The organism is Streptococcus oralis Uo5 (assembly GCF_000253155.1).
GTDB lineage: Bacteria > Bacillota > Bacilli > Lactobacillales > Streptococcaceae > Streptococcus > Streptococcus oralis_L.
In genome coordinates this window covers 1,695,204-1,718,679 of record NC_015291.1, presented here as the reverse complement: position 1 = coordinate 1,718,679, position 23,476 = coordinate 1,695,204, and the positions used below count along the sequence as shown (strand labels likewise).

Annotated in this window: 25 protein-coding genes; 23 read left to right on the top strand and 2 right to left on the bottom strand. The window is 42.4% G+C overall.

Going from position 1 to position 23,476, the window contains the following annotated elements; genetic code table 11:
- Window positions 1-123 precede the first annotated feature (123 nt).
- From SOR_RS08500 to SOR_RS08440, 13 genes are all read left to right on the top strand, one after another.
- A complete protein-coding gene (locus SOR_RS08500; RefSeq protein ID WP_000602877.1) occupies window positions 124-990 on the top strand; it encodes an ABC transporter ATP-binding protein in 867 nt (288 codons plus the stop codon).
- A complete protein-coding gene (locus tag SOR_RS08495) occupies window positions 990-1,832 on the top strand; it encodes an ABC transporter permease (RefSeq protein ID WP_000880498.1) in 843 nt (280 codons plus the stop codon). Before SOR_RS08500 ends, SOR_RS08495 begins: the two co-directional genes overlap by 1 nt.
- 18 nt (window positions 1,833-1,850) lie before the next feature.
- Window positions 1,851-2,306 (top strand): LytTR family DNA-binding domain-containing protein, encoded by a 456-nt coding sequence (locus SOR_RS08490; protein WP_000701941.1) that lies wholly within the window; start codon window positions 1,851-1,853, stop codon window positions 2,304-2,306.
- Between the two features lie 9 nt (window positions 2,307-2,315).
- Window positions 2,316-2,735 (top strand): DUF3021 domain-containing protein, encoded by a 420-nt coding sequence (locus SOR_RS08485; protein WP_000825486.1) that lies wholly within the window; start codon window positions 2,316-2,318, stop codon window positions 2,733-2,735.
- A gap of 94 nt (window positions 2,736-2,829) precedes the next feature.
- Complete coding sequence (locus SOR_RS08480; RefSeq protein ID WP_001144888.1) at window positions 2,830-3,525, top strand: GNAT family N-acetyltransferase; 696 nt, start codon at window positions 2,830-2,832, stop codon at window positions 3,523-3,525.
- Between the two features lie 11 nt (window positions 3,526-3,536).
- Complete coding sequence (locus SOR_RS08475; RefSeq protein WP_000626618.1) at window positions 3,537-3,953, top strand: GNAT family N-acetyltransferase; 417 nt, start codon at window positions 3,537-3,539, stop codon at window positions 3,951-3,953.
- A gap of 486 nt (window positions 3,954-4,439) precedes the next feature.
- Window positions 4,440-5,438 carry a Holliday junction branch migration DNA helicase RuvB gene (gene ruvB, locus SOR_RS08470; RefSeq protein ID WP_000086797.1) on the top strand — a complete coding sequence of 333 codons (999 nt, stop codon included), beginning with the start codon at window positions 4,440-4,442 and terminating at the stop codon, window positions 5,436-5,438.
- Complete coding sequence (locus SOR_RS08465) at window positions 5,419-6,003, top strand: nucleotidyltransferase family protein (RefSeq protein WP_001094984.1); 585 nt, start codon at window positions 5,419-5,421, stop codon at window positions 6,001-6,003. The genes ruvB and SOR_RS08465 overlap by 20 nt, the downstream gene beginning before the upstream one ends.
- A 209-nt stretch (window positions 6,004-6,212) precedes the next feature.
- Complete coding sequence (locus SOR_RS08460) at window positions 6,213-6,971, top strand: isoprenyl transferase (RefSeq protein ID WP_000466694.1); 759 nt, start codon at window positions 6,213-6,215, stop codon at window positions 6,969-6,971.
- 8 nt (window positions 6,972-6,979) lie between these two features.
- Window positions 6,980-7,783, top strand: a complete 804-nt coding sequence (locus SOR_RS08455) for a phosphatidate cytidylyltransferase (RefSeq protein ID WP_000159107.1) — start codon at window positions 6,980-6,982, stop codon at window positions 7,781-7,783.
- A gap of 15 nt (window positions 7,784-7,798) precedes the next feature.
- Window positions 7,799-9,055 carry an RIP metalloprotease RseP gene (gene rseP, locus SOR_RS08450; protein ID WP_000579743.1) on the top strand — a complete coding sequence of 419 codons (1,257 nt, stop codon included), beginning with the start codon at window positions 7,799-7,801 and terminating at the stop codon, window positions 9,053-9,055.
- 16 nt (window positions 9,056-9,071) lie between these two features.
- On the top strand, window positions 9,072-10,925 hold the full coding sequence (locus SOR_RS08445) for a proline--tRNA ligase (protein WP_000814024.1): 1,854 nt from the start codon (window positions 9,072-9,074) through the stop codon (window positions 10,923-10,925).
- Window positions 10,926-11,031: 106 nt separating this feature from the next.
- Window positions 11,032-12,411: a glycoside hydrolase family 1 protein gene (locus SOR_RS08440; protein WP_000911357.1), complete on the top strand. Its 1,380-nt coding sequence runs from the start codon at window positions 11,032-11,034 to the stop codon at window positions 12,409-12,411.
- Window positions 12,412-12,449: 38 nt separating this feature from the next.
- Here SOR_RS08440 and SOR_RS08435 read toward each other — a convergent pair whose 3' ends face one another.
- Window positions 12,450-12,863: an EamA family transporter gene (locus SOR_RS08435; protein WP_000264202.1), complete on the bottom strand. Its 414-nt coding sequence runs from the start codon at window positions 12,861-12,863 to the stop codon at window positions 12,450-12,452.
- A 215-nt stretch (window positions 12,864-13,078) separates the two neighbouring features.
- On the opposite strand from SOR_RS08435, the gene glmS reads away from it, so the two are divergent.
- The 3 genes from glmS to SOR_RS08420 all read left to right on the top strand — a co-directional run bounded on the left by glmS (window position 13,079) and on the right by SOR_RS08420 (window position 16,684).
- Window positions 13,079-14,887 carry a glutamine--fructose-6-phosphate transaminase (isomerizing) gene (gene glmS, locus SOR_RS08430; protein ID WP_000334299.1) on the top strand — a complete coding sequence of 603 codons (1,809 nt, stop codon included), beginning with the start codon at window positions 13,079-13,081 and terminating at the stop codon, window positions 14,885-14,887.
- Between the two features lie 100 nt (window positions 14,888-14,987).
- Window positions 14,988-15,521 (top strand): hypothetical protein, encoded by a 534-nt coding sequence (locus tag SOR_RS08425; RefSeq protein ID WP_000727575.1) that lies wholly within the window; start codon window positions 14,988-14,990, stop codon window positions 15,519-15,521.
- Between the two features lie 110 nt (window positions 15,522-15,631).
- On the top strand, window positions 15,632-16,684 hold the full coding sequence (locus tag SOR_RS08420; protein WP_000229752.1) for an LLM class flavin-dependent oxidoreductase: 1,053 nt from the start codon (window positions 15,632-15,634) through the stop codon (window positions 16,682-16,684).
- 229 nt (window positions 16,685-16,913) lie between these two features.
- Here the strand turns inward: SOR_RS08420 and SOR_RS08415 are convergent, their stop codons facing one another.
- Window positions 16,914-17,771 carry a 5'-nucleotidase, lipoprotein e(P4) family gene (locus SOR_RS08415; RefSeq protein ID WP_000703385.1) on the bottom strand — a complete coding sequence of 286 codons (858 nt, stop codon included), beginning with the start codon at window positions 17,769-17,771 and terminating at the stop codon, window positions 16,914-16,916.
- A 367-nt stretch (window positions 17,772-18,138) separates the two neighbouring features.
- On the opposite strand from SOR_RS08415, the gene SOR_RS08410 reads away from it, so the two are divergent.
- The 7 genes from SOR_RS08410 to SOR_RS08380 are packed head-to-tail and all read left to right on the top strand — an operon-like array spanning window position 18,139 to window position 23,474.
- Entirely contained in the window at window positions 18,139-19,143 is a 1,005-nt protein-coding gene (locus SOR_RS08410; protein ID WP_000157307.1) for a uroporphyrinogen decarboxylase family protein, read from the top strand.
- An 11-nt stretch (window positions 19,144-19,154) separates the two neighbouring features.
- A complete protein-coding gene (locus SOR_RS08405; protein ID WP_000837735.1) occupies window positions 19,155-19,358 on the top strand; it encodes a hypothetical protein in 204 nt (67 codons plus the stop codon).
- Window positions 19,359-19,360: 2 nt separating this feature from the next.
- Entirely contained in the window at window positions 19,361-20,359 is a 999-nt protein-coding gene (locus SOR_RS08400; protein ID WP_001290987.1) for a uroporphyrinogen decarboxylase family protein, read from the top strand.
- A gap of 11 nt (window positions 20,360-20,370) precedes the next feature.
- Window positions 20,371-21,249, top strand: coding sequence for a transporter substrate-binding domain-containing protein (locus SOR_RS08395; RefSeq protein ID WP_000037010.1), 879 nt, complete (start codon window positions 20,371-20,373; stop codon window positions 21,247-21,249).
- A 32-nt stretch (window positions 21,250-21,281) separates the two neighbouring features.
- On the top strand, window positions 21,282-21,974 hold the full coding sequence (locus SOR_RS08390; protein ID WP_000255453.1) for an amino acid ABC transporter permease: 693 nt from the start codon (window positions 21,282-21,284) through the stop codon (window positions 21,972-21,974).
- Between the two features lie 3 nt (window positions 21,975-21,977).
- Window positions 21,978-22,700 carry an amino acid ABC transporter permease gene (locus tag SOR_RS08385; protein ID WP_000350565.1) on the top strand — a complete coding sequence of 241 codons (723 nt, stop codon included), beginning with the start codon at window positions 21,978-21,980 and terminating at the stop codon, window positions 22,698-22,700.
- A gap of 9 nt (window positions 22,701-22,709) precedes the next feature.
- The gene (locus tag SOR_RS08380; RefSeq protein WP_000942252.1) at window positions 22,710-23,474 is read left to right on the top strand and encodes an amino acid ABC transporter ATP-binding protein; all 765 of its coding nucleotides are present in this window, start codon (window positions 22,710-22,712) and stop codon (window positions 23,472-23,474) included.
- Window positions 23,475-23,476: the final 2 nt, after the last annotated feature.

Sequence of the window (23,476 nt, the reverse complement as noted above, 5' to 3'; positions counted from 1 at the left end):
CTCTACTTTAATTTAACCCCCATTATTTTACCACTTGGCCTTTCATTTTAACTGCTTATCTCAAAAGTCAATTTTTCTTTCATTCTTTTTGTTAAACTAGTGTGGTTAAGAGGAGGAAAAAATATGATTTTACAAGCTAAACATTTGACTAAACGGTACGGCAATCATATGGCTGTCGATGATATTCAGTTAGAGTTTGAAAAAGGAAGTTTCAATGCTATTTTGGGACCCAATGGTGCAGGGAAATCAACCACTATTTCCATGTTAATCGGTTTGAAAAAGCCGACACAAGGTCAGATTCGATATGCGCCAAATACGAAAATCGGAGTGGTTTTTCAAGCTAGTGTACTGGATGAGATGTTGACGGTTAGGGAAAATCTCACGATTCGTGCTCAACAGTATAAGGAGATTGCAGCAAGTCGTGTGGATGATTTGATTCATCAACTGGGTTTGACTGCTTTCCAGAAACAACTCTATGGAACTTTGTCAGGTGGGCAAAAACGTCGGGTTGATATTGCGCGTGCTCTTCTTTCGCGACCAGATATTCTTTTCTTGGATGAACCAACGACAGGTCTTGATATTCAGACTCGCAAATCCATCTGGGATCTACTGTATCGACTACAAAAGGATGAAGGTATGACTATTATCTTAACGACACATTATCTGGATGAAGCAGATGAAGCGGATCAGATCTATATCGTTGATCATGGGAAAGTGATTGCGCAAGGTTCTGCGACTGCTATTAAAAGCCAGTATGCATCTAATATCCTAAAAATTCGTTTTAAGGAAATGAAGGCTCTAGAAAAATTGCTACAGGCTGGAATGACAGTAGAGGAAGAAAATGAGTTGGAATATCTTTTTTATCCAGGGACGTCACAGGAAGCCATTGAATATTTGGCAAAAGTTCGAGAAGAAATTGATTCTTTTGAGTTTCGTCCGGGTACTATGGATGATGCCTTTATTGCACTTACAGGAAGAGAGGTTCGCTAATGTTAGCTTTATTGAAACGGAATTTTATCTTATATTTTCGTAATCGTTCGGGGGTATTTTTCTCATTATTGGGGGCATTGATTTCCTTCCTCCTTTATATCATTTTTTTGCAGAAGAATTTGACGGACTCTTGGTCCCAACTCCCTAATAGTACGAACCTTTTGAATAACTGGCTGATGGGTGGGACGTTGGCTGTGACTGGGATGACAACCAGTTTTACGGCTCTTAAACAAATGGTACAGGATCGCGAAAATCAAGTGGATCAAGATCTTTTCTTGACAGATTTAGGTAACTGGGGCTTACAGGCGTCCTATCTAATCAGTAGTATTGTCATTTCTTTTGTCATGCAGGTGTTTATGTATGCTGTTATGAGTTTTTATTTTAAAGAGAGCCCAGTTATCAGTCATTTACCGGAAATCGCTTTGATTATGCTGTTAAGCAGTCTGCTTTCAAGTTTGGTAAATGTTCTCTTGATTTACCGTTTTCAATCTGTAGATAGCCTTGGTAAACTGGCAACGATAGTGGGAACTGCCTCTGGATTTTTAGTAGGGACTTATATCCCCATTGGAGTATTACCTGATTCTGCACAGCTTTTCATGAAATGTACCCCTGCAACTTATATTGCTTCTCTCTATCGACAAGTCTTGATGAAAGAGCAGTTAGAGACCGCATTTTCAGGAAATAACAGTCTGTTACAGGAATTTCAAGAAAAAATGGGAATCCAAATCAACTGGCAAGAACTATTGACAAAGGAAGAAACATACTTTATAGTAGTTATTATCAGTCTCGTCGCTATTCTTCTTTGGATGTTATTTGTTAAAGTGTTTAGCAAGAGAAAATAAAGATGTATTGGAGAGAAAATGAAGATTCGTTTTGAAATGAAGACAGAGTTTTCAGAAAAAGACCCACACATTTTAATTCAGGCAGCTCAGTTAACCGATCAAGCAAGAGAAGTCATGGAGTATTTAGAACAATTTTCAACGACTAATCAGGTGGTCATTCCTATTCGAACGGATGATCATCTGGTTATGGTGAAAATTGAGGATCTTATTCTAGCAGATATTGATAAGAATTTGTTGACCATTTATACGGTAGATGGGATTTATAAAACTAAGGAAACATTGACAAACTTTCAGAATCGGGTTAACCGGCGTAATTTCATACAGATATCACGTCATTCAGTTATAAACATTGACCATTTAGAGTCATTATCGGATAGCTTTTCAGGGAACATGATGGCTAAGATGACTCGGGGTCTCAAATCGAGTGTGAGTCGGAAATACGTTAAGTCCTTAATGGATTATCTAGGTTTATAGGAGAAAATCATGAAGCGATTGATTGCTTATTTTGTATCAGGAATGCGTACGGCCTCCTTTGTTTATTTGAGTTTGGTGTTATTGGCTCAGTTTTATTCAGGTATTACCTATCCCGCACCAACGACAAAAAATATTCTAGCTTTGTTTTTGATGAGTGGAATTATGGGGGTATTGACCTTAATCCTTGAAAGGCTAGAGTTTCTTGCTTATAGTATGCGTGTGGGAGTTCATTTATTAGCGACAGCTACTATTTTAGTATTGACCTACTTATTTTTTGGCTGGGGTTCAGCATTGTTGAGTCCCTTGCTTTGGTTCTTTTTCTTATTAATTTATGGACTGATATGGTTGTACCAGATCTGGCAAACTCACAAACTAACCCAACGAATTAATCAAGCCTTAGAAGATAAAAGAAAGAAAACGAATCACTAATGTAGTGTTGAGGATGAGGTTTGAGGAGAACGCTAGTTTCCATATAGAGCAATTTAGGATATAGTATTTTCAGTGTAAAACAAGGAGAAAAACGATGCCAGTAAATGAATATGGTCAGATAATTGGTGAGTCAATGGAAGGTTATACTCCAGGAGAATTGCCTTCCATTGATTTCTTAGAAGGGCGCTACGCTCGAATAGAGGCTCTTTCGCTGGAAAAGCATGCGGAGGATTTATTAGCTGTTTATGGTCCAGGTACTCCTCGGGAGATGTGGACCTACCTCTTTCAGGAACCAGTGGCAGATATGGAGGAACTGGTTACCGTCTTAAATCAGATGTTGGCTCGTAAGGATCGCTTTTACTATGCGATTGTAGACAAGGCAACTGGTAAGGCCTTGGGAACTTTTTCTCTCATGCGCATTGATCAGAATAACCGAGTAATAGAAGTGGGTGCTGTCACTTTTTCTCCAGAACTCAGGGGAACACGTATAGGGACAGAAGCCCAGTATCTCCTGGCACGGTATGTTTTTGAGGAGATTAACTATCGTCGCTATGAGTGGAAATGCGATGCTCTCAATCTCCCATCCAGACGAGCTGCGGAGCGTTTGGGCTTTGTCTATGAAGGAACCTTCCGCCAGGCAGTCGTTTATAAGGGACGTACACGGGATACGGATTGGCTCTCTATGATTGATAAGGACTGGCCTCAAGTTAAAGCTCGTTTGGAAGCATGGCTGGCTCCTGAAAACTTTGATAAAGATGGACGGCAGTATAAGAGCTTGAGAGAGCTCTAAGAGGTGATGACATGATTAGCGTGAGAAAGCAAGAAGTTGTCAAGTTAGAAGATGTTTTGCATCTCTATCAGGCAGTTGGATGGACAAATTATACACATCAACCTCAAATGTTGGAGAAGGCCTTGTGTCACTCATTAGCGATTTATTTGGCACGTGATGGAGATGCCGTGGTTGGCTTGGTCCGTTTGGTCGGAGATGGTTTTTCATCTATTTTTGTCCAGGATTTGATCGTTTTGCCTAGCTATCAGCGCCAAGGGATTGGTAGCGACTTGATGAAAGAGGCTTTAGGTGATTACAAAGATGCCTATCAAGTCCAACTGGTGACAGACCAAACAGATAAAAACTTGGGATTCTACCGTTCTCTGGGCTTTGAAACCCTATCTACTTATGATTGCACAGGGATGATTTGGGTGGATCGAAAAAGATAAAAAAATTATTTTTTATTAAGTAAAGTTTAAGTCTCCTCGTGTATTATATAGTTATTAGATAAAGACCTCCTAATACTCTTCGAAAATCTCACCAGCCTTCGTTAGAGTCGACTTAGCTAACTATCGTTACGCTTGCGTCTATCTGCCTAGTCTGATTTCGATTTTCATTGAGTACCCTTTATTTAATGAAATCCCAAACTTTTCTTTTTCATCATAATCTCCTAAAGAAGTCACCCAATCAGGTGGCTTTTTTGTGGCTTGAAAAAGAAAATTCCATTTGAAAAAAATTTAAAAAAAATGATAAATCAGAGAAAAAGTTAAGTTAGCTTTAAGATTCATCTTGTATTATATAATCATTAAATAAAGACCTCCTAACTTTATTTAATGAAATCCTAAACTTTTCTTTTTCATAATAATCTCCCTAAAGAAGCCACCCAATCAGGTGGCTTTTTTGTTTGTAGGCTGGATTTTTGCTATAATAGGAGCATGAGTAGAATTTTAGATAATGAAATCATGGGTGATGAGGAGTTGGTAGAACGTACCCTCCGTCCCAAATATTTACGTGAATATATCGGTCAGGACAAGGTCAAGGACCAGCTGCAAATCTTTATCGAAGCTGCTAAAATGCGTGATGAGGCGCTGGACCATGTACTCTTATTTGGGCCTCCAGGTTTGGGGAAAACGACCATGGCCTTTGTTATTGCCAATGAACTGGGAGTCAATCTCAAGCAAACGTCTGGTCCTGTCATTGAAAAAGCGGGTGACTTGGTAGCTATTTTGAATGATTTGGAGCCTGGAGATGTTCTCTTTATTGACGAGATTCATCGCCTGCCCATGTCGGTGGAAGAGGTGCTTTACAGTGCCATGGAGGACTTTTACATTGATATCATGATTGGGGCTGGAGAAGGCAGTCGTAGTGTTCATTTGGACTTGCCACCATTCACCTTGATTGGTGCGACAACCCGAGCCGGTATGCTTTCAAATCCTCTGCGAGCACGTTTTGGGATTACAGGTCATATGGAATACTATGCCCATAATGATTTGACGGAAATTGTTGAGCGGACAGCAGATATTTTTGAGATGGAAATCACTCATGAGGCAGCTGCCGAGCTGGCCTTACGCAGTCGTGGAACTCCTCGTATCGCCAATCGTCTCCTCAAGCGCGTGCGCGACTTTGCCCAGATTATGGGAAATGGGGTTATCGATGATGTCATTACCGATAAGGCTTTGACCATGTTAGATGTAGACCATGAAGGTTTGGACTATGTGGACCAAAAAATCCTTCGCACCATGATTGAGATGTATGGTGGTGGTCCTGTAGGACTGGGAACCCTTTCTGTTAATATAGCAGAAGAACGCGAGACGGTCGAAGATATGTACGAACCTTACCTCATCCAGAAAGGATTTATCATGCGAACTCGTTCTGGACGGGTGGCGACAGCTAAGGCATATGAGCATTTAGGGTATGAATACAATGAAAAATAAGCAAGAAATTCTAGACGTTTTTAGAGAAAATCCAGATATGATGACCATTCTGACCATCATTCGTGACCTTGATCTGAAAGATTCGTGGTTGGCAGCAGGTTCTGTCAGGAATTTCATCTGGAATCTCTTGTCAGACAAATCGCCTTTTGACCGTGAGACGGATGTGGATGTGATTTTCTTTGATCCAGATGTTTCTTATGAGGAAACAGTATCCCTAGAGAACAAGCTGAGAGAAGATTTCCCTCAGTATCAGTGGGAGTTGAAAAATCAGGTTTATATGCATCTACACAGTCCCCACACAGCGCCTTACACGAGTTCTCGTGATGCCATGAGTAAATATCCCGAGCGCTGTACAGCGATAGGGCTTCGCTTGCATGCCGACGCAACTTTAGAGCTCTTTGCGCCTTATGGTTTAGAGGATATTTTTAACTTTTACGTATCCCCAACTCCTCATTTCCTAGACAATGAGGACCGGATGAAGCTCTATCAAGAACGCCTGTCCAAGAAAAATTGGCAAGAAAAATGGGAAAATCTCACTTTTTCAAAAAACTTAAGAAAAATTTAAGTTAGGAACGGTATACTAAGTCCATAAGTTAAGAGAAACTTAACTTAAACTCCTAAAACTTTTTCATAATAATCTCCCTATAAAATAAAGTCGCCCAATCAGGCGGCTTATTTTTTGTTACTTACAAGTAATGATAGTAACTTAGCAATAGAAGAAAATAGGGAAGTATGGTATAATAAAACGATAGATTTTTGAATAGGAATAAGATCATGTTTGGATTTTTTAAGAAAGATAAAGCTGCAGAAGTAGAGGTTCCAATACAGGTTCCTAATCATATTGGCATCATCATGGATGGGAATGGTCGCTGGGCTAAAAGACGCATGCAACCACGGGTTTTTGGTCATAAGGCAGGGATGGAAGCCCTCCAAAAGGTGACTAAGGCGGCCAACAAACTGGGCGTTAAGGTCATCACGGTTTATGCCTTTTCAACGGAAAATTGGACGCGTCCGGATCAGGAAGTCAAGTTTATCATGAACTTACCAGTCGAGTTTTATGATAACTATGTTCCTGAATTGCATGCAAATAATGTTAAAATTCAGATGATTGGTGAGACGGACCGTCTGCCTAAGCCGACTTTTGAAGCTTTGACAAAAGCAGAGGAATTGACTAAGAACAATACGGGTTTGATTCTCAATTTTGCTCTTAACTATGGTGGACGTGCTGAGATTACACAGGCTGTTAAGCTGATTTCTCAGGATGTTTTAGATGCGAAAATCAATCCGGGTGATATCACAGAGGAATTGATTGGCAATTATCTCTTCACCCAACATTTACCTAAGGATGTGCGAGATCCGGACTTGATTATTCGTACCAGTGGAGAATTACGCTTGAGCAATTTCCTTCCATGGCAGGGGGCATATAGTGAGCTCTATTTTATGGATACCCTGTGGCCTGATTTTGACGAGGAAGCCTTACAGGAAGCAATTCTTGCCTACAATCGTCGTCATCGCCGATTTGGAGGAGTTTAGGAGAAAATATGACCAAGGATTTACAAGAGAGAACACTGTTTGCCGGACTGGCTCTGCTTATCTTCCTTCCCGTCTTGTTTGTTGGCGGGCTCCTGTTGCAGATAGGGATTGGCTTGTTAGCAATGCTAGGCGTCCATGAGCTCCTGCACATGAAGGGACTAAAGACCATGACCATTGAGGGCACCTTGACCCTCCTTGCAACCTTTGCACTCACAATCCCCTTAGAAAATTACCTAACTTTTTTGCCGGTTGATGGCAATGTAGTGGCCTACAGTGTTTTGATTACAATTATGTTAGGGATGACAGTTTTCAGTAGAAGCTATACGATTGAAGATGCAGCCTTTCCAATTGCTGTGAGTTTTTATGTTGGTTTTGGTTTCAATGCCTTACTAGATGCTCGGGTGGCAGGTTTTGACAAGGTACTTTTGGCCCTTTTTATCGTTTGGGCGACAGATAGCGCAGCCTACCTGACAGGGATGAATTTTGGTAGACATAAGTTGGCGCCGAGAGTTTCTCCTAATAAGAGTATTGAGGGCTTTGTCGGGGGTATTCTAGGTGCGGTACTGATAACAGTGATTTTCATGTTAGTGGACAGCACAGTTGCTCTTCCTTATGGGATTTATAGAATGAGTCTCTTTGCAGCCTTCTTCAGTGTAGCAGGTCAGTTTGGTGACTTGATTGAGAGTGCCATGAAACGCCATTTCGGTGTCAAGGATTCTGGAAAATTTATCCCTGGACATGGTGGTGTGTTGGATCGCTTTGACAGCATGCTGATTGTGTTTCCAATGATGCACTTATTTGGCCTGTTTTAAAGAAAGGAATATTGAATGATTGGATTGCTAACCTTTATCCTCGTTTTTGGGATTATTGTGGTGGTGCATGAGTTTGGACATTTTTATTTTGCCAAGAAATCAGGCATTCTAGTTCGTGAATTTGCCATTGGTATGGGGCCCAAGATTTTTTCCCATATCGGTAAGGATGGCACTGCTTATACCATTCGAATCCTTCCTCTAGGAGGCTATGTTCGTATGGCAGGCTGGGGTGATGATGCGACAGAAATCAAGACAGGAACTCCAGTCAGTTTAACACTTGCTGATGATGGTAAGGTCAAACGGATCAACCTCTCAGGGAAGAAACTGGATCAAACGGCTCTTCCTATGCAGGTAACCCAGTTTGACTTTGAAGACAAGCTCTTTATCAAGGGGTTGGTCCTGGAAGAAGAAAAGACTTTTACAGTGGATCATGATGCAACGGTTGTTGAAGAAGACGGAACCGAAGTGCGCATCGCTCCTTTGGATGTACAGTATCAAAATGCTTCTATCTGGGGCAAACTCATCACCAACTTTGCAGGTCCTATGAATAACTTTATCTTAGGTGTTGTTGTTTTTTGGATCTTGATCTTTTTGCAGGGCGGTGTTAGAGATACTCAGACCAATCTCTTTCATGTCATGCCAGAAGGAGCTTTGGCTAAGGTGGGCGTAGCTGAGACAGCTCAAATCACCAAGGTCGGCTCGCATGAGGTTAAGAATTGGCAAGACTTGACCCAGGCTGTGGAAGCAGATACCAAGGACAAGACTGCCCCGACCTTAGATGTGACCATTTCTGAAAATGGTAGCGAAAAACAAGTCACTGTGACTCCAGAAGAAAATCAAGGACGCTATATTCTCGGAGTTCAACCGGGGGTCAAGTCAGACTTTCTATCCATGTTTGTTGGTGGATTTACGACAGCTGCTGACTCTGGGCTCCGCATCCTTTCGGCTCTGAAAAACTTGATTTTCCATCCAGATTTGAACAAACTCGGTGGTCCCGTTGCCATTTTTAAGGCAAGTAGCGATGCTGCTAAAAATGGTCTTGAGAATGTCCTCTATTTCCTAGCTATGATTTCCATCAATATCGGGATTTTTAACTTGATTCCGATTCCGGCTTTGGATGGTGGAAAGATTGTGCTCAATATCCTAGAGGCTATCCGCCGGAAACCCCTTAAACAAGAAATTGAAACCTATGTCACCATGGCTGGTGTAGTTATCATGGTTGTCTTGATGCTAGCTGTGACCTGGAATGACATTATGCGACTCTTCTTTTAGATAATCGAGGAATATTATGAAACAAAGTAAAATGCTAATCCCAACGCTTCGCGAAATGCCAAGCGATGCTCAAGTTATCAGCCACGCCCTTATGTTGCGTGCTGGTTATGTTCGTCAAGTTTCTGCTGGTGTTTATTCTTACCTGCCACTTGCTAACCGTGTGATTGAAAAGGCTAAGAATATTATGCGCCAAGAGTTTGATAAGATTGGTGCGGTGGAGATGTTGGCTCCTGCACTTCTCAGTGCTGATCTTTGGCGTGAATCAGGTCGTTATGAAACCTATGGTGAAGACCTTTATAAACTGAAAAACCGTGAAAAGTCAGACTTTATCTTAGGTCCGACACACGAAGAAACTTTTACAGCTATTGTTCGTGACTCTGTGAAATCTTACAAGCAATTGCCACTCAACCTTTACCAAATCCAACCGAAATACCGTGATGAAAAACGTCCACGTAACGGACTTCTCCGTACGCGTGAATTTATCATGAAAGACGGCTATAGTTTCCATGCTAATTACGATAGTTTGGATGTGACTTATGACGAGTACAAGGCGGCCTATGAACGTATTTTCACTCGTAGTGGCTTGGACTTCAAGGCCATCATTGGTGATGGTGGCGCTATGGGTGGTAAGGATAGCCAAGAATTTATGGCCATTACACCAGCCCGTACAGACCTTGATCGCTGGGTTGTCTTAGACAAGTCAGTTGCCTCATTTGATGAAATTCCTGCAGAAGTACAAGAAGAAATCAAGGCAGAATTGCTCAAATGGATGGTTTCTGGTGAAGACACTATTGCCTACTCAAGTGAGTCTAGCTATGCGGCTAACTTAGAAATGGCAACAAACGAGTACAAACCAAGTAACCGTGTCGTTGCGGAAGAAGAAGTGACTCGCGTCGAAACTCCAGGTGTTAAATCCATCGATGAAGTGGCAGCCTTCCTCAACGTTCCAGAAGAACAAACAATCAAAACCCTCTTCTACATGGCAGATGGTGAGCTTGTTGCAGCCCTTCTAGTTGGAAATGACCAACTCAATGAAGTCAAGTTGAAGAACCACTTGGGAGCAGATTTCTTTGATGTTGCGAGCGAGGAAGAAGTAGCAAATGTTATCTCAGCTGGCTTTGGTTCGCTTGGCCCAGTTGGTTTGCCAGAAAATGTGAAAATCATTGCAGACCGTAAGGTGCAAGATGTTCGTAATGCTGTTGTGGGGGCTAACGAAGATGGCTACCACTTGACGGGTGTGAACCCAGGTCGTGACTTTACTGCAGAATACGTAGATATTCGCGAAGTTCGTGAGGGTGAAATTTCACCAGACGGACAAGGTGTTCTTAACTTTGCCCGTGGTATCGAGATTGGTCATATTTTCAAACTCGGAACTCGCTACTCAGCAAGCATGGGTGCAGATGTTTTGGATGAAAATGGTCGTGCTGTGCCAATTATCATGGGATGTTACGGTATCGGTGTTAGCCGTCTTCTCTCGGCAGTTATGGAACAACACGCTCGCCTCTTTGTCAACAAAACGCCTAAAGGGGAATACCGTTATGCTTGGGGAGTTAACTTCCCTAAAGAATTGGCACCATTTGATGTGCACCTGATCACTGTCAATGTCAAAGACGAAGAAGCGCAAGCCTTAACAGAAAAACTTGAAGCAAGCTTGATGGGAGCTGGTTACGAAGTCTTGACAGACGACCGTAACGAACGTGTCGGGGTTAAATTTAGCGATAGCGACTTGATTGGGTTGCCAATCCGTATCACTGTCGGGAAAAAAGCAGCTGATGGCATCGTAGAAGTTAAGATTAAGGCGACTGGTGACACCATCGAAGTTCATGCAGACAACTTGCTCGAAACCCTTGAAATTCTAAGCAAGAAATAAAAACTTTAATCAGAAGAAAAACAAGGCAAAAATGTAACTAGTTTTTACCTTGTTTTTTCTATATAATGAGAGTGAAGAATACATCATCAAGTTAAGAGGTATAACAATGTTAAAATTTCCAAAGGATTTTGTCTGGGGTTCCTCCACTTCTGGACCACAGACAGAAGGACGAGTGCCAGGTGATGGCAAGGGAGATAATCTCTGGGATTATTGGTATCAGGTGGAGCCAAACCGTTATTACAATGGAATTGGACCTGACAAAACATCTACCTTCTATGAAAACTGGAAAAAGGATATTGAGCTTTTGGTAGAGACTGGGCATACAGCCTTCCGAACTTCTATCCAGTGGTCTCGTATTTTCCCACAGGGGCGTGGAGAGGTCAATCCGCAAGGGGTGACTTTCTACCGTCAGGTCTTTGAAGACATTAAGGCCAAGGGGATTCGTCTCTTAGTCAATCTCTATCACTTCGACCTGCCATTTGCCCTCCAAGAAGACGGCGATGGTTGGGAAAATAAGGAAACTGTCAAGGCTTATGAAGACTATGCTCGTTTTTGTTTTGAGACTTACGGCGACTTGGTGGACCAATGGATTACCTTTAACGAGCCCATTGTCCCTGTAGAATTTGGCTATTTCTATGATGCCCACTATCCTCATAAGGTAGATGCCAAAGCGGCGGTTAAGGTTGCTTATCATACGCAACTGGCTAGTAGTCTTGCGGTTAAGGCTTGTCATGAGATTTTGCCTGATTCTAAGATTGGGATTGTTCTCAACTTGACACCAGCCTACCCACGTAGTCAGCATCCCGCAGATGTCAAGGCTGCGCGCATTGCCGACCTCTTTCAAGCCCAATCTTTCCTAGACCCGTCTGTCTTGGGAGCTTATCCAGAAGAGTTAGTAGAGATTTTAGCTGAGTATGATTTGCTGCCAGAGTACACTGTTGAAGAGTTAGAACTCATTCGGGAGCATACAGTGGACTTTCTTGGAGTCAATTACTACCAACCTTTGCGCGTTATGGCGCCACGTTTTGCTAAGCATCCAGACAGTCCACTCTTGCCAGAACATTTCTATGAGCCTTATATCATGCCGGGCCGTAAAATCAATCCTCACCGCGGTTGGGAAATCTACGAGCAGGGGATTTATGATATCGCTCAAAATATCAAGGAAAATTATGGTAATATCGAGTGGATGTTGACAGAGAATGGCATGGGTGTTGAAGGGGAAGATAAATTCCGTGTGAATGGCATGATTCAGGACGACTATCGTATTGACTTTGTCAAAGGGCATCTGCGTGAACTCCACCGTGCTATCGAAGACGGTGCTAACTGTAAGGGCTACTTGATTTGGACCTTTATTGATTGCTGGTCATGGCTCAACAGTTATAAAAATCGCTACGGTCTGGTTGAGCTTGACTTGGAAACGCAGGAACGTCGCCTGAAGAAATCAGGCCACTGGTTTAAGGAACTCAGCTATCGTAATGGATTTTAAGAATAAAAAGAGTGAGATGGTATTCATCTCACTTTTTATTACAATATCATCACCAAGGTCCCAATCGTAATCAGGATACAGCCAATAATTGTTTTAAACGTCAGGACATCCTGTAGGAAGAAAAAGGCTAGAACGAGGGTAATGACGAGACTGAATTTATCGACAGCAGATACCTCAGTCGCATTGCCCATCTGTAGTGCCTTGTAGTAGCAGAGCCAGGAGGCGCCAGTGGCTAAGCCTGATAAGATGAGAAAGAGCCAACTTTTTTTACTGATATTGACAATTTCGGTCTGACTATTGGTCAAGAAAACCATTGCCCAGGCCATCAGAATGACGATGACCGTACGAATAGCAGTTGCTAGATTGGATGGAACTCCCTCAATCCCAATCTTGGCTAAAATTGATGTTAAGGCTGCAAAGATAGCTGATAAAAGTGCGAAGAAAAACCACATGGCAAATACCTCCTCCCCTTATTATAAGTAATTGATGCTAACTTGTCAGGTATCAAGTGAAATCTTGATAAAATATCAGATAGAAAAACTATACCAATTTTTATTCTTGACAAGTAAGAAAAACAAGTATATACTGTTTTTGCTGATTCCGTAAAGCGAGAATTAGACTATACCAATTTAAGGAGAAAGCACAGCTGGTCTGTGTCGTATATACTATGTGTGGAATTGTTGGTGTTGTTGGAAACACAAATGCAACTGATATTTTGATTCAAGGGCTTGAAAAGCTCGAATACCGTGGCTATGATTCTGCGGGGATTTTTGTCCTAGGTGGTGCTGAAAATCATCTAGTCAAGGCTGTCGGTCGTATCGCAGAATTATCTGCTAAGACAGCTGGTGTTGAGGGAACAACAGGTATCGGACATACGCGTTGGGCGACTCACGGGAAACCAACGGAAGATAATGCTCACCCACACCGCTCTGAGACGGGACGTTTTGTCTTGGTGCACAATGGAGTGATTGAAAACTACCTTGAAATCAAGGAAGAATACCTTGCAGGTCACCACTTCAAGGGGCAAACCGATACGGAAATCGCTGTTCACTTGATTGGGAAATTTGCAGAAGAAGAAGGTCTCTCAGTTCTTGAAGCCTTCAAAAAAGCCCTTCACATCATTCGTGGTTCTTATGCCTTTGCCTTGATTGACTCTGAAAATCCAGATGTCATCTATGTCGCTAAGAACAAATCACCACTCTTGATTGGTCTTGGAGAAGGCTACAACATGGTCTGCTCAGATGCTATGGCTATGATTCGTGAGACCAACCAATACATGGAAATTCATGACCAAGAGTTGGTAATCGTCAAGGCTGATAGTGTCGAAGTTCAAGACTATGATGGCAATCGCCGTGAGCGCGCTAGCTACACTGCTGAGCTAGACTTGTCAGATATCGGTAAGGGGACTTACCCTTACTACATGCTCAAGGAAATTGATGAGCAACCAACGGTGATGCGTAAACTCATCCAAGCCTACACAGATGAGGCTGGTCAAGTTGTTGTAGATCCAGCTATCATAAAGGCTGTTCAAGATGCAGATCGCATCTACATCCTTGCAGCTGGAACATCTTACCACGCAGGATTTGCTTCTAAGAAGATGCTGGAAGAGTTGACGGATACACCTGTTGAACTTGGAATTTCATCTGAGTGGGGCTATGGTATGCCACTTCTCAGCAAAAAACCACTCTTCATCTTTATCAGCCAGTCTGGTGAAACAGCTGACAGCCGTCAGGTTTTGGTCAAGGCTAATGAAATGGGCATTCCAAGCTTGACAGTGACAAACGTTCCAGGATCAACTCTTTCACGTGAAGCCAACCATACAATGCTCCTTCACGCGGGTCCTGAAATTGCCGTGGCATCAACCAAGGCCTACACAGCACAAATCGCAGCCCTTGCCTTCCTTGCAAAAGCAGTCGGAGAAGCAAACGGCAATGCCAAAGCGCAAGCCTTTGACCTGGTTCATGAGTTGTCAATCGTAGCTCAGTCTATCGAATCAACTCTTTCTGAAAAAGAAACCATTGATGCAAAGGTTCGTGACCTTCTTGAAACAACTCGCAACGCCTTTTACATCGGACGTGGTCAAGACTACTATGTAGCCATGGAAGCCAGTCTCAAACTCAAAGAGATTTCTTACATCCAATGTGAAGGCTTTGCGGCAGGAGAACTCAAGCACGGAACCATTGCCTTGATTGAAGAGGGGACACCTGTCTTGGCCCTCTTGTCAGATCCAGTTCTTGCCAACCACACTCGTGGAAATATCCAAGAGGTCGCAGCTCGTGGTGCCAAGGTTCTCACTATCGCAGAGGAAAATGTTGCTAAAGACACAGACGATATCGTCCTTACGACCGTCCACCCTTACCTCTCACCAATCTCAATGGTCGTGCCAACACAATTGGTCGCTTACTTTGCAACCCTCCACCGTGGTCTTGATGTGGACAAACCACGTAACCTTGCTAAGTCAGTAACAGTAGAATAAACTAAAAGAGTCTAGTTCATCTAGACTTTTTTGCTCTCTCTTGGTATACTTGAGTGAGGAGTATTTTTGCTCGCCTTTAATTTTTTATAAGGAGAAGAAAATGAAGAAGAAAAAAAGTATTATTGCTATGCTGGTTGGTATCGTCTTGTCTAGTTCTTACTTGATACGTACGATCTTGATCCATCAGCAGAGACAAGCGAAAAAGCAAAACCTGGAACGGATTGCTGCGGTGCAAGAGACGGTTCAGTCTCAAGATCAAAAGAAAGCTGAAGAGCAGAAAGAACAATTTAAAAAGGCATTTGATGGTATGGATAAAACTTCCATTCTAATGAAAAACTATGATAGCCACACAAAGATTAATGGGAACTACAGTTTTGGTACAAAGGATGGCGTGTACTACCTAGTAGAATTAAAAACAGGGAATAAAGTAGCTCTGGAAGGTGTGGACAAGGCCTTTCCATTGTCTGTCAAAAATGAGGACACAAATAGTACGGAGCTTGCCCTGGTTGTCCGTAAAGACCAAGTATGGTACATGATTGATACAAAGGGTGAGACGATTTACACTTTTGAACAAACAGAATTGACAGAAAACTCGAAGTTAACTCTGAAAGACAATAAACTACAGGTAGAATAAGCTAAGAAAGTCTAGTTCATCTAGACTTTTTCTAATGAGCAAATGTATTGAAAATAAAACTAATTAGTGATAAAATACCCTAAAACTAAAAGAGATAGCGAGGAAACAGGATGGTAGAATTAGGGATTTCAACATTTGGTGAAGCAACAGCTCTAGAAGCGACTGGGCAGATTTACAGTCATGATGAACGCATTCGTCAGTTGGTGGCAGAAATTGAGCTGGCTGATAAGGTTGGTTTGGATGTGTACGGGATTGGGGAGCATCATCGGGAGGACTTTGCGGTATCGGCGCCAGAGATTGTTCTTGCAGCTGGGGCAGTCAATACCAAAAAGATTCGTTTGACTAGTGCAGTCAGCATTCTCTCGAGTATGGATCCGGTTCGCTTGTTCCAACAGTATGCCACCATCGATGCCTTGTCAAATGGCCGTGCGGAGATTATGGCTGGGCGTGGTTCATTTACCGAATCCTTCCCTCTGTTTGGTTATGACTTGAAAGACTACGAAGCTCTCTTTGATGAGAAATTAGACTTGCTCCAGTTAGTCAATGAAAAGACCAAGATAGACTGGCAAGGTCAATTGACCCAAAGCATTGCTGGAAAAGAAGTCTATCCCCGTCCAGTTCAGGACAAATTGCCATTGTGGGTGGCGACAGGTGGCCATGTCGAATCAACAGTGAAGATTGCTCAGGCGGGGTTGCCGATTGTCTATGCCATTATCGGTGGCAATCCACGTTATTTTAAAAAGTTGATTCAAGCTTATCGTGAGATTGGTAGGGAAGCCGGTCATGCGGATAAAGACCTGAAAGTGGGTGCTCATTCTTGGGGCTGGATTGCGGAAGATGGCGAGCAGGCTGTCAAAGATTATTTCCATCCGACCAAGCAAGTGGTGGATGCAATTTCCAAAGACCGTCCACACTGGCAGGAGTTGACCTATGAGCAATATTTGGAGCAAGTTGGTCCAAATGGTGCCATGTTTGTGGGAAATCCAGATCAGGTAGCAGAAAAATTGATTCGCATGATTGAGGATTTAGACTTGGACCGTTTCATGCTCCATCTACCGCTTGGTTCTATGCCACATGATCAAGTTTTGAGAGCTATTGAACTCTTCGGCACACAAGTGGCCCCCAAAGTACGAGCTTACTTTGCCATGAAAGAGAGGATATAAAAAAATTCAATCGATTGAGTCGATTGGTGAGGAATACCCATGGATTCAGCAACAGGTGGAAGTGGTACAAGCGATAGAGCATACTATCTAGTGGAATATATACTAGTTTATACCAAGTACAAGATAAAATATCAAAAAAGACGATTTCCGCTTGGAAGTCGTCTTTTTTGATATTCTCGCAAATACGATATCTTGTGGTTTGTGTAAACTGGTAGATAGCTCTCTTATTTTATTTATCAAAACCTTGTAAGTTTTTTTGGCGCTCTTCAGTTTGACCCTTGGCATCCAATTTATTACCATTGTAAACAGTGCTTTCCCATGATCCGTACATTGGGTTAGGGAAAATGATGAATTTCTCACCAAACTCTTTTTGTAATTCCTCTAATTTTTGGTCGCGCTCAGTTTCAGAGGTCTTCGAAAACTCTGCAAAGTCCACAAGATTGTCTCCTAGTAGCATGACTAAGTTGGTTTTTTCTTGGACTGCTTGTCTACGACCTTCTTTAGATTTGACGCCTTTTTCTAAGAACATGAGATGATCGCGGCTTTGTACAGGAATTCCTTCGTTTTCTAGGTTTTTGATCGTATCATCTACCTGATCTATCGTACGGTCAGATACATAGTAAATTTGGACACTGTTTTTGTCTGCAAATTGGAGAAAGTCTTTAGCACCTGGTACAGCCTTGGCTGCAGCTTTTTTTACCCAGACATCCCAGTTTTCTGGGGTAAATGCTGTTCCATCTTTGACATTTTGCGCTTGATAAGGGCTATTGTCTAATACTGTTTCGTCTAAGTCCAAAACGATAGAGTAGGGTTTATCTGTCTGTGTTTTTAGTAGTTCTTTCAAACGATCAGTAGCGACATTGTAACCTTGTAGATAGAGTGCCTTGGTCTCAGCTGCTTTTTGATACCAAAGAGTTGACATAGTATTTTCTCTTGAACGCAACTGATCATAGGTCATTGTAACCTGATTGTCAGATGTACTACTTTGTGTTGTCTGTGAATTTACCGAATTTGTGCCACAGCCAGTCAGTAAAATGACGGAAGCAAGTGTAGAAGCAATTGTAATGGTAACTTTGGATATTTTCATAATCCCATCCTCCTAATAATAGTCTATTAATATTGTAGCGTTTTCATGGGATTTGTGCAAGGAAATATCGTGATAAAAGAAATTTTTCAGTAGTAATTTGGTATTAGGATAAAATTATGTACTTAATTTGGGAATGAAGATGGATATAAAAATTTCCAATCGGCTTGATAGAAAATCTATATCAGCTCCTTTTTGAAAAATAGATGAAAATAAAGAGAATCTTTGAAAGGCTAGTAACGTCAAGCTTTTCAAGGATTTTTTTCTTCATAGATATAAAAATTTCTAATCGAGTTGATAGTCAATATATATTGGGAAAAGGGGAAAAGGAGTGGTAAGATGGTTTCAATCCAAATGGAAGGAGAAAGGTATGGCAAGTAAAAGAGATTTAGTCTTTAGAGCGATTCGAGGCGATGAAGTGGAAAGAGTTCCTGTGGGATTTTGGTTTCATTTTGTAACACTCGAAGAAAAGGGGCAGGGATTAAACAATCCACGTATCTTTCAAAAAAGTGTTGACGGGCATCGCAACTATGTGGAAAGGATTCGCCCTGATTTTGTCAAAATTATGAGCGACGGTTTTTTCCTTTATCCAAGTAATGTCTATAGTCCTAAGATCGCAAGCATTCAGGAGCTGACTTCTATTGAGTCGATTGGTGAGGAACACCCATGGATTCAGCAACAGGTGGAAGTGGTACAAGCGATTCGAGAGACCTTTACCGAAGAGATTGCTTCTTTCTACAATATCTTTTCGCCTATCTCCTACCTCAAGCGCTGGTTCCGTACAGAAACTTCTCGAGGAGATAGGGAAGTGGCTGATCTATTGCTTGAAAATCCTGAGCAATTCAGAGCGATTCTAGATGTGATTGCAGGAGATATTGCTATCCTAACTCAGAAAATCATCCAGCAAGGCGGTGTTGACGGGATTTACCTCAGCACCCAGGAAATTCAAGATGAGCGCATTACACCAGCACTCTACAAAACCTATATCGAACCGAGCAATATAGCGATTTTGGAGGCAGCCAATCAGGTTGGTGGGACCAATATCCTCCATATCTGTGGTTTTGAAGGTGCGAGCAATGATGTGACGATATTTAAGGACTATCCAGCTCAAGTGGTCAACTGGGCGACCCACCATGAGGATGTTAGTTTGACACAGGGGCAAGAGTTGTTTCCAGGCAAGGCCTTTTTAGGTGGATTTGAAAATGGCAAGAAAAGCTTGCTTTATCAAGGTTCCAAGGCGGAATTGCAAGATGAAACAAGACGGTTGCTGGCTGAAGCTGGTAGTAAAGGCGTTCTTCTGGGAGCTGACTGTACTGTTCCAGATGACTTTGACTTAGAGAGGTTGGACTGGATTCGGCAGGCAGCTGTTCTCTAAAAGGAGGAGCTATGAAAAGTAAAAGATGGGGAATCTTCATTGCAGTTGTCGGTTTGCTGGCTTTGATTGCCATAAGCGTCGTAAAAAATGGGCACTGCAAAAATGGAGAGAGATGTCGTGGAGTTCAGGATTTTTCCAAGTCCAGTCTCCCCTTTCTACGCTCGAATGATATCGCAAGCAGTTTATTAGTTGAAAAAGTAAGAAATGGAGAATAAGAATGTCAGAAAAAAAAGAATGGGTTTTAAAAGCATTTAGAGGTGAAAAGGTTGAACGTGTGCCAGTTGGCTTTTGGCACCATTTCACATCCGAAGACGAATGGCTACACGGTTTCTCAAATCCAGTCATTATCGAGAAGAATATCGAGGGCCATAAGCGCTTTATACGAGAAGTTCAGCCAGACTTTATCAAACTCATGAGTGATGGCTACTTTGCTTATCCAAATCCAGCGATTGCCAAAGGAAAATCACTTCAAGAATTGGCAACTATTCAACCACTCGGAACAGATCATGCTTGGATAAAAGAGCAGGTGGACTTGGTTAAGAAAATCAAGCAAGAATTTACAGAAGATATTGTTGCGATTTACAATATTTTTGCTCCTGTGACCTATCTCAAGTGGCTACTGGGGGAAGTGTCTGGTGGCGATGACCTTATTGCAGACTTTCTGGTGGAAGATCCTGAAGCCCTTAAAAAGGTGTTGGATGTGATTGCAGAAGATATTGCGAGTCTCAGTCGAGCTGTCATCGAAGAGGCTGGTGCTGATGGAATCTATCTCAGCGTGCAGAGTATCCAAGATCAACGAGTGTCGGCAGCAGATTATCAAGCCGTCATTGCCCCTAGCGAGATAACGGTTCTGGAAGCAGCTAGTGCTGTTGGTGGCGTCACTGTTCTTCATATCTGTGGCTACGAGGGAGCGCGAAATGATATTCATCTTTTTGCAGACTACCCAGCCCAAGTCTTTAACTGGGCTGTAGGACCAGAGGGAATCACTCTCAAGGAAGGTCGTGAGATTTTCAAGGGACGTACGGTTCTTGGAGGATTCGAAAATGGCAAGACAGGCTTGCTGTATACTGGTAGCAAGGATGCCATTCAGGCTGAGGCAAAGAAACTAGTTGCAGAAGCTGGGGAACAGGGCTTGGTACTTGGGGCAGATTGTACCATTCCAAGTGATATCGCAGTTGAACGTATCCAGTGGGTGAGAGAAGCGCTTGAAAACTAAAGGAGAAAAAGATGAGTAAAAAAGCATGGATTATCGGTGGTGTAGCAGTTGTTGCAGTAATTGGGGCAACGATTATCGGGAGAAGTTTAGTTGGCGCTCCAGCCAAGGAGGGAGAAACGGCTTCGTCTGCTGAAGTTATAACCTTGAAGGTTGCCCATACACAAAACTATGTACCTTATGACTTTGTCAATGAAAAAGGGGAATCAGATGGTTATGAGGTAGCTGTTTTGAAGGCTGTTGATGAGAAGTTGGCAAACTATCAATTTGAATATACGGGTACCAGTGATGATGACCTCTTGATTGGTCTGGAATCAGGCAAGTATGACATCGGAACCAAGGGAGCTTGGTACACAGATGAACGAGCTAAAAAGTTTGTCATTCCATCTGAACCAGTCGGAGCGAGCATCATCGGATTTACTGTCAGAAAAGAAGATGAACAGAAATACAAAACCATTGATGACTTTGCTAAGAATAAAGGGAAATTGGTTCCCATCTCTCCACAGAATGCTCAATGGAATGTCATCACCAGCTACAATGAAAAACATCAGGATGCACCGATTGAGCTAACAGCAGCTGAATCCTTTAAAGTGGCAGATGCCTATGCCTGGGTCTTGGAAGGACGTTATGACGCCTTCTTTGATATCAAACTGTCCTTTGAAAAAGCAGTTACCGCAGAAGATGGCCCTTACCACCAATATGCGGATAAACTCAGCTGGTTCCCATACAAGGGTATTCCAACTTATCCCTTGATTCACCGTGATGAAAAGGGTGAGCAATTCGCTAAAGAATATGAAAAAGCAATCAAAGAGTTGAAGGAAGATGGCACGCTTGCTAAGCTATCTCAGCAATACTTTAAAGAAGATGTCTTTAGTTATGTAGACAAAGACTAGACCAGAAATTACAAGACTAGAAAGGGTTTTGCATGGTTTCTTATGATTTTTCCAAGGTCTTTCAGTTTTTGCCGACCTTATGGAAGGCACTTCCTATGACCTTGTCCATTCTCTTTTTTACCACTCTTCTTGGTTCCCTTTTTGGAGGTCTCTTGGCCTGGGCACAAGTAGGAGATGACAAGAGTTTTGCAGCGATTTCCAAAAGCTATATCTTTACCCTTCGTTGTACACCGCCGATTGTCTTGCTTTTTCTAGTCTTTTATGGCTTGCCAGAATTTCTGAAATGGTGGCTTGGTTTGGATATCAACAACTGGTCTAAAACTATTTTTGTTCTCTTGACGATGATTCTCTTGTTTGCGGCTATTGTTGCCGAGGTTTTCAAGGCGGCCTATCAAGCTATTCCAAAGGGGCAGACAGAGGCCGGGCTTAGTATTGGTTTGACTCCAAGTCAGACTTTTTGGAGAATCATTTTTCCCCAAGCTTTTCAAGTTGCTCTTCCCAATATAACGACCGCTATTCTCAATCTCATGCGGGATGCTGCCTTGGCTTATACGATTGGTTTTGTTGATGTTATGGGGGCAGGCAATCTCTTGATCAGTCGCAATTTAGGGAACTACTCTCTGGAAACCTATACGGCAGTTGCGCTTCTTTACTGGGGGATTGCCTTGGTTATTTCTAGCTTGAGTCGTTTGCTTGAGAAGTCTTTGGAAACAAAAGGGAGGTAAGAAATGGATATAGACTATATTGTAAAGACCTTTCTGGAGACCTTGAAGGGTGTGCCAATCACCTTGATTATCATGATTGTGGCTATGGTCTTAAGCTTTTTACCGGCTCTATTTTTAGCCTTGGGGCAGATTTACAAGGTTCGAGGGGTGAGGAGTTTTTCTCTGGTCTATCTGGCTTTTATCCGAGCGACTCCACCGATTTTATTGATTCTCTTCTTTTATAGTTTGTTTCCAAGTTTGCTGAATCAATTTCTCAAAAGCATAGGAAGTGACTTTGATATTTTCAAGCTTGATCCTCTCTACTATGCCTTTATCATTTATAGTTTGATGACAGTCGGGAGTTTATCGGAGATTTTGCGTTCAGCGATCTTGACGGTGGACAAGGGACAACTAGAGGCGGCGCATGCGATTGGGCTGACTACGACCCAGGCCTATCTAAGGATTGTTTTTCCTCAAGCCTTGCGCTCAGCCTTGCCTAACTTGGCCAATCTGGTGATCAATATCGTCAAAGGGACCTCCCTAGTCTTTGTTATGACCATCAAGGATATCACCGCTATTGCTCGTGTAGAAGCGTCCTACGGTTACCAGTATTTTGAGTCTTATTTTGTAATATTTTTGCAGTATATTTTGATCTGTGGTTTGATTCAGTGGGGCTTTTCTGTATTAGAAAAAGGCTATGTGAAAAAAGAAAAGAGAGCGAAAGCATCTAGCGCGCGTTTTGTATAGGAGGACAGGATGTTACAAGTAGAACATATCGCAAAAACATTTGGTGAGAGACAGGTCCTGGAGGATGTCAATCTCCAGGTCAACCAAGGGGATGTCGTCGTTATCTTAGGACCATCAGGTTCGGGGAAAACGACCTTTCTCCGTTGTCTCAACCACTTAGAAAAAGCTGACAGTGGCCGTTTGACCTTGGCAGGAAAAACTTATGACTTAGCCAAATTAAGCAAGAAAGACATTCTAGAAATTCGCCAAAAAACAGCCTTTGTTTTCCAACACTACAATCTCTTTGCAAACAAAACTGCTCTGGAAAATATTTTAGAAGGCCTAATCGTCGCTCGTAAAGTTCCCAAGGAAGAAGCGCTAAAACGTGCAGAATCTGCCTTGGAAAAAGTTGGTTTACTGGCCTATAAGGACTACTACCCTTCCCAGCTTTCTGGGGGGCAACAACAACGAATAGGAATTGCGCGTGCTATTGCCGTCAAGCCGGAGGTCATTTTGCTAGATGAACCAACATCAGCACTAGACCCTGAGTTGGTTGGAGATGTTTTGGATGTTCTGAAACAGTTGGCGGGAGAAGGTGTGACCATGGTTGTCGTCACGCATGAGATGGGATTTGCTAGAGATGTCGCAAACCACGTTATTTTCATGGATGGAGGCCGTATCGTAGAGGAGAACAATCCCCACGATTTCTTTAGTCGTCCACAAGAAGAACGAACCAAGCAGTTTCTGGCTCGTATCTTATCAGATGCAACCTATAGTGTAGAATATATGATTTGATA

Bases quoted from the DNA above. Each gene is read 5' to 3' on its own strand.
- SOR_RS08500 (WP_000602877.1), top strand. From the start codon at position 124: ATGATTTTACAAGCTAAACATTTGACTAAACGGTACGGCAATCATATG.
- SOR_RS08495 (WP_000880498.1), top strand. From the start codon at position 990: ATGTTAGCTTTATTGAAACGGAATTTTATCTTATATTTTCGTAATCGT.
- SOR_RS08490 (WP_000701941.1), top strand. From the start codon at position 1,851: ATGAAGATTCGTTTTGAAATGAAGACAGAGTTTTCAGAAAAAGACCCA.
- SOR_RS08485 (WP_000825486.1), top strand. From the start codon at position 2,316: ATGAAGCGATTGATTGCTTATTTTGTATCAGGAATGCGTACGGCCTCC.
- SOR_RS08480 (WP_001144888.1), top strand. From the start codon at position 2,830: ATGCCAGTAAATGAATATGGTCAGATAATTGGTGAGTCAATGGAAGGT.
- SOR_RS08475 (WP_000626618.1), top strand. From the start codon at position 3,537: ATGATTAGCGTGAGAAAGCAAGAAGTTGTCAAGTTAGAAGATGTTTTG.
- ruvB (WP_000086797.1), top strand. From the start codon at position 4,440: ATGAGTAGAATTTTAGATAATGAAATCATGGGTGATGAGGAGTTGGTA.
- SOR_RS08465 (WP_001094984.1), top strand. From the start codon at position 5,419: ATGAATACAATGAAAAATAAGCAAGAAATTCTAGACGTTTTTAGAGAA.
- SOR_RS08460 (WP_000466694.1), top strand. From the start codon at position 6,213: ATGTTTGGATTTTTTAAGAAAGATAAAGCTGCAGAAGTAGAGGTTCCA.
- SOR_RS08455 (WP_000159107.1), top strand. From the start codon at position 6,980: ATGACCAAGGATTTACAAGAGAGAACACTGTTTGCCGGACTGGCTCTG.
- rseP (WP_000579743.1), top strand. From the start codon at position 7,799: ATGATTGGATTGCTAACCTTTATCCTCGTTTTTGGGATTATTGTGGTG.
- SOR_RS08445 (WP_000814024.1), top strand. From the start codon at position 9,072: ATGAAACAAAGTAAAATGCTAATCCCAACGCTTCGCGAAATGCCAAGC.
- SOR_RS08440 (WP_000911357.1), top strand. From the start codon at position 11,032: ATGTTAAAATTTCCAAAGGATTTTGTCTGGGGTTCCTCCACTTCTGGA.
- SOR_RS08435 (WP_000264202.1), bottom strand. From the start codon at position 12,863: ATGTGGTTTTTCTTCGCACTTTTATCAGCTATCTTTGCAGCCTTAACA.
- glmS (WP_000334299.1), top strand. From the start codon at position 13,079: ATGTGTGGAATTGTTGGTGTTGTTGGAAACACAAATGCAACTGATATT.
- SOR_RS08425 (WP_000727575.1), top strand. From the start codon at position 14,988: ATGAAGAAGAAAAAAAGTATTATTGCTATGCTGGTTGGTATCGTCTTG.
- SOR_RS08420 (WP_000229752.1), top strand. From the start codon at position 15,632: ATGGTAGAATTAGGGATTTCAACATTTGGTGAAGCAACAGCTCTAGAA.
- SOR_RS08415 (WP_000703385.1), bottom strand. From the start codon at position 17,771: ATGAAAATATCCAAAGTTACCATTACAATTGCTTCTACACTTGCTTCC.
- SOR_RS08410 (WP_000157307.1), top strand. From the start codon at position 18,139: ATGGCAAGTAAAAGAGATTTAGTCTTTAGAGCGATTCGAGGCGATGAA.
- SOR_RS08405 (WP_000837735.1), top strand. From the start codon at position 19,155: ATGAAAAGTAAAAGATGGGGAATCTTCATTGCAGTTGTCGGTTTGCTG.
- SOR_RS08400 (WP_001290987.1), top strand. From the start codon at position 19,361: ATGTCAGAAAAAAAAGAATGGGTTTTAAAAGCATTTAGAGGTGAAAAG.
- SOR_RS08395 (WP_000037010.1), top strand. From the start codon at position 20,371: ATGAGTAAAAAAGCATGGATTATCGGTGGTGTAGCAGTTGTTGCAGTA.
- SOR_RS08390 (WP_000255453.1), top strand. From the start codon at position 21,282: ATGGTTTCTTATGATTTTTCCAAGGTCTTTCAGTTTTTGCCGACCTTA.
- SOR_RS08385 (WP_000350565.1), top strand. From the start codon at position 21,978: ATGGATATAGACTATATTGTAAAGACCTTTCTGGAGACCTTGAAGGGT.
- SOR_RS08380 (WP_000942252.1), top strand. From the start codon at position 22,710: ATGTTACAAGTAGAACATATCGCAAAAACATTTGGTGAGAGACAGGTC.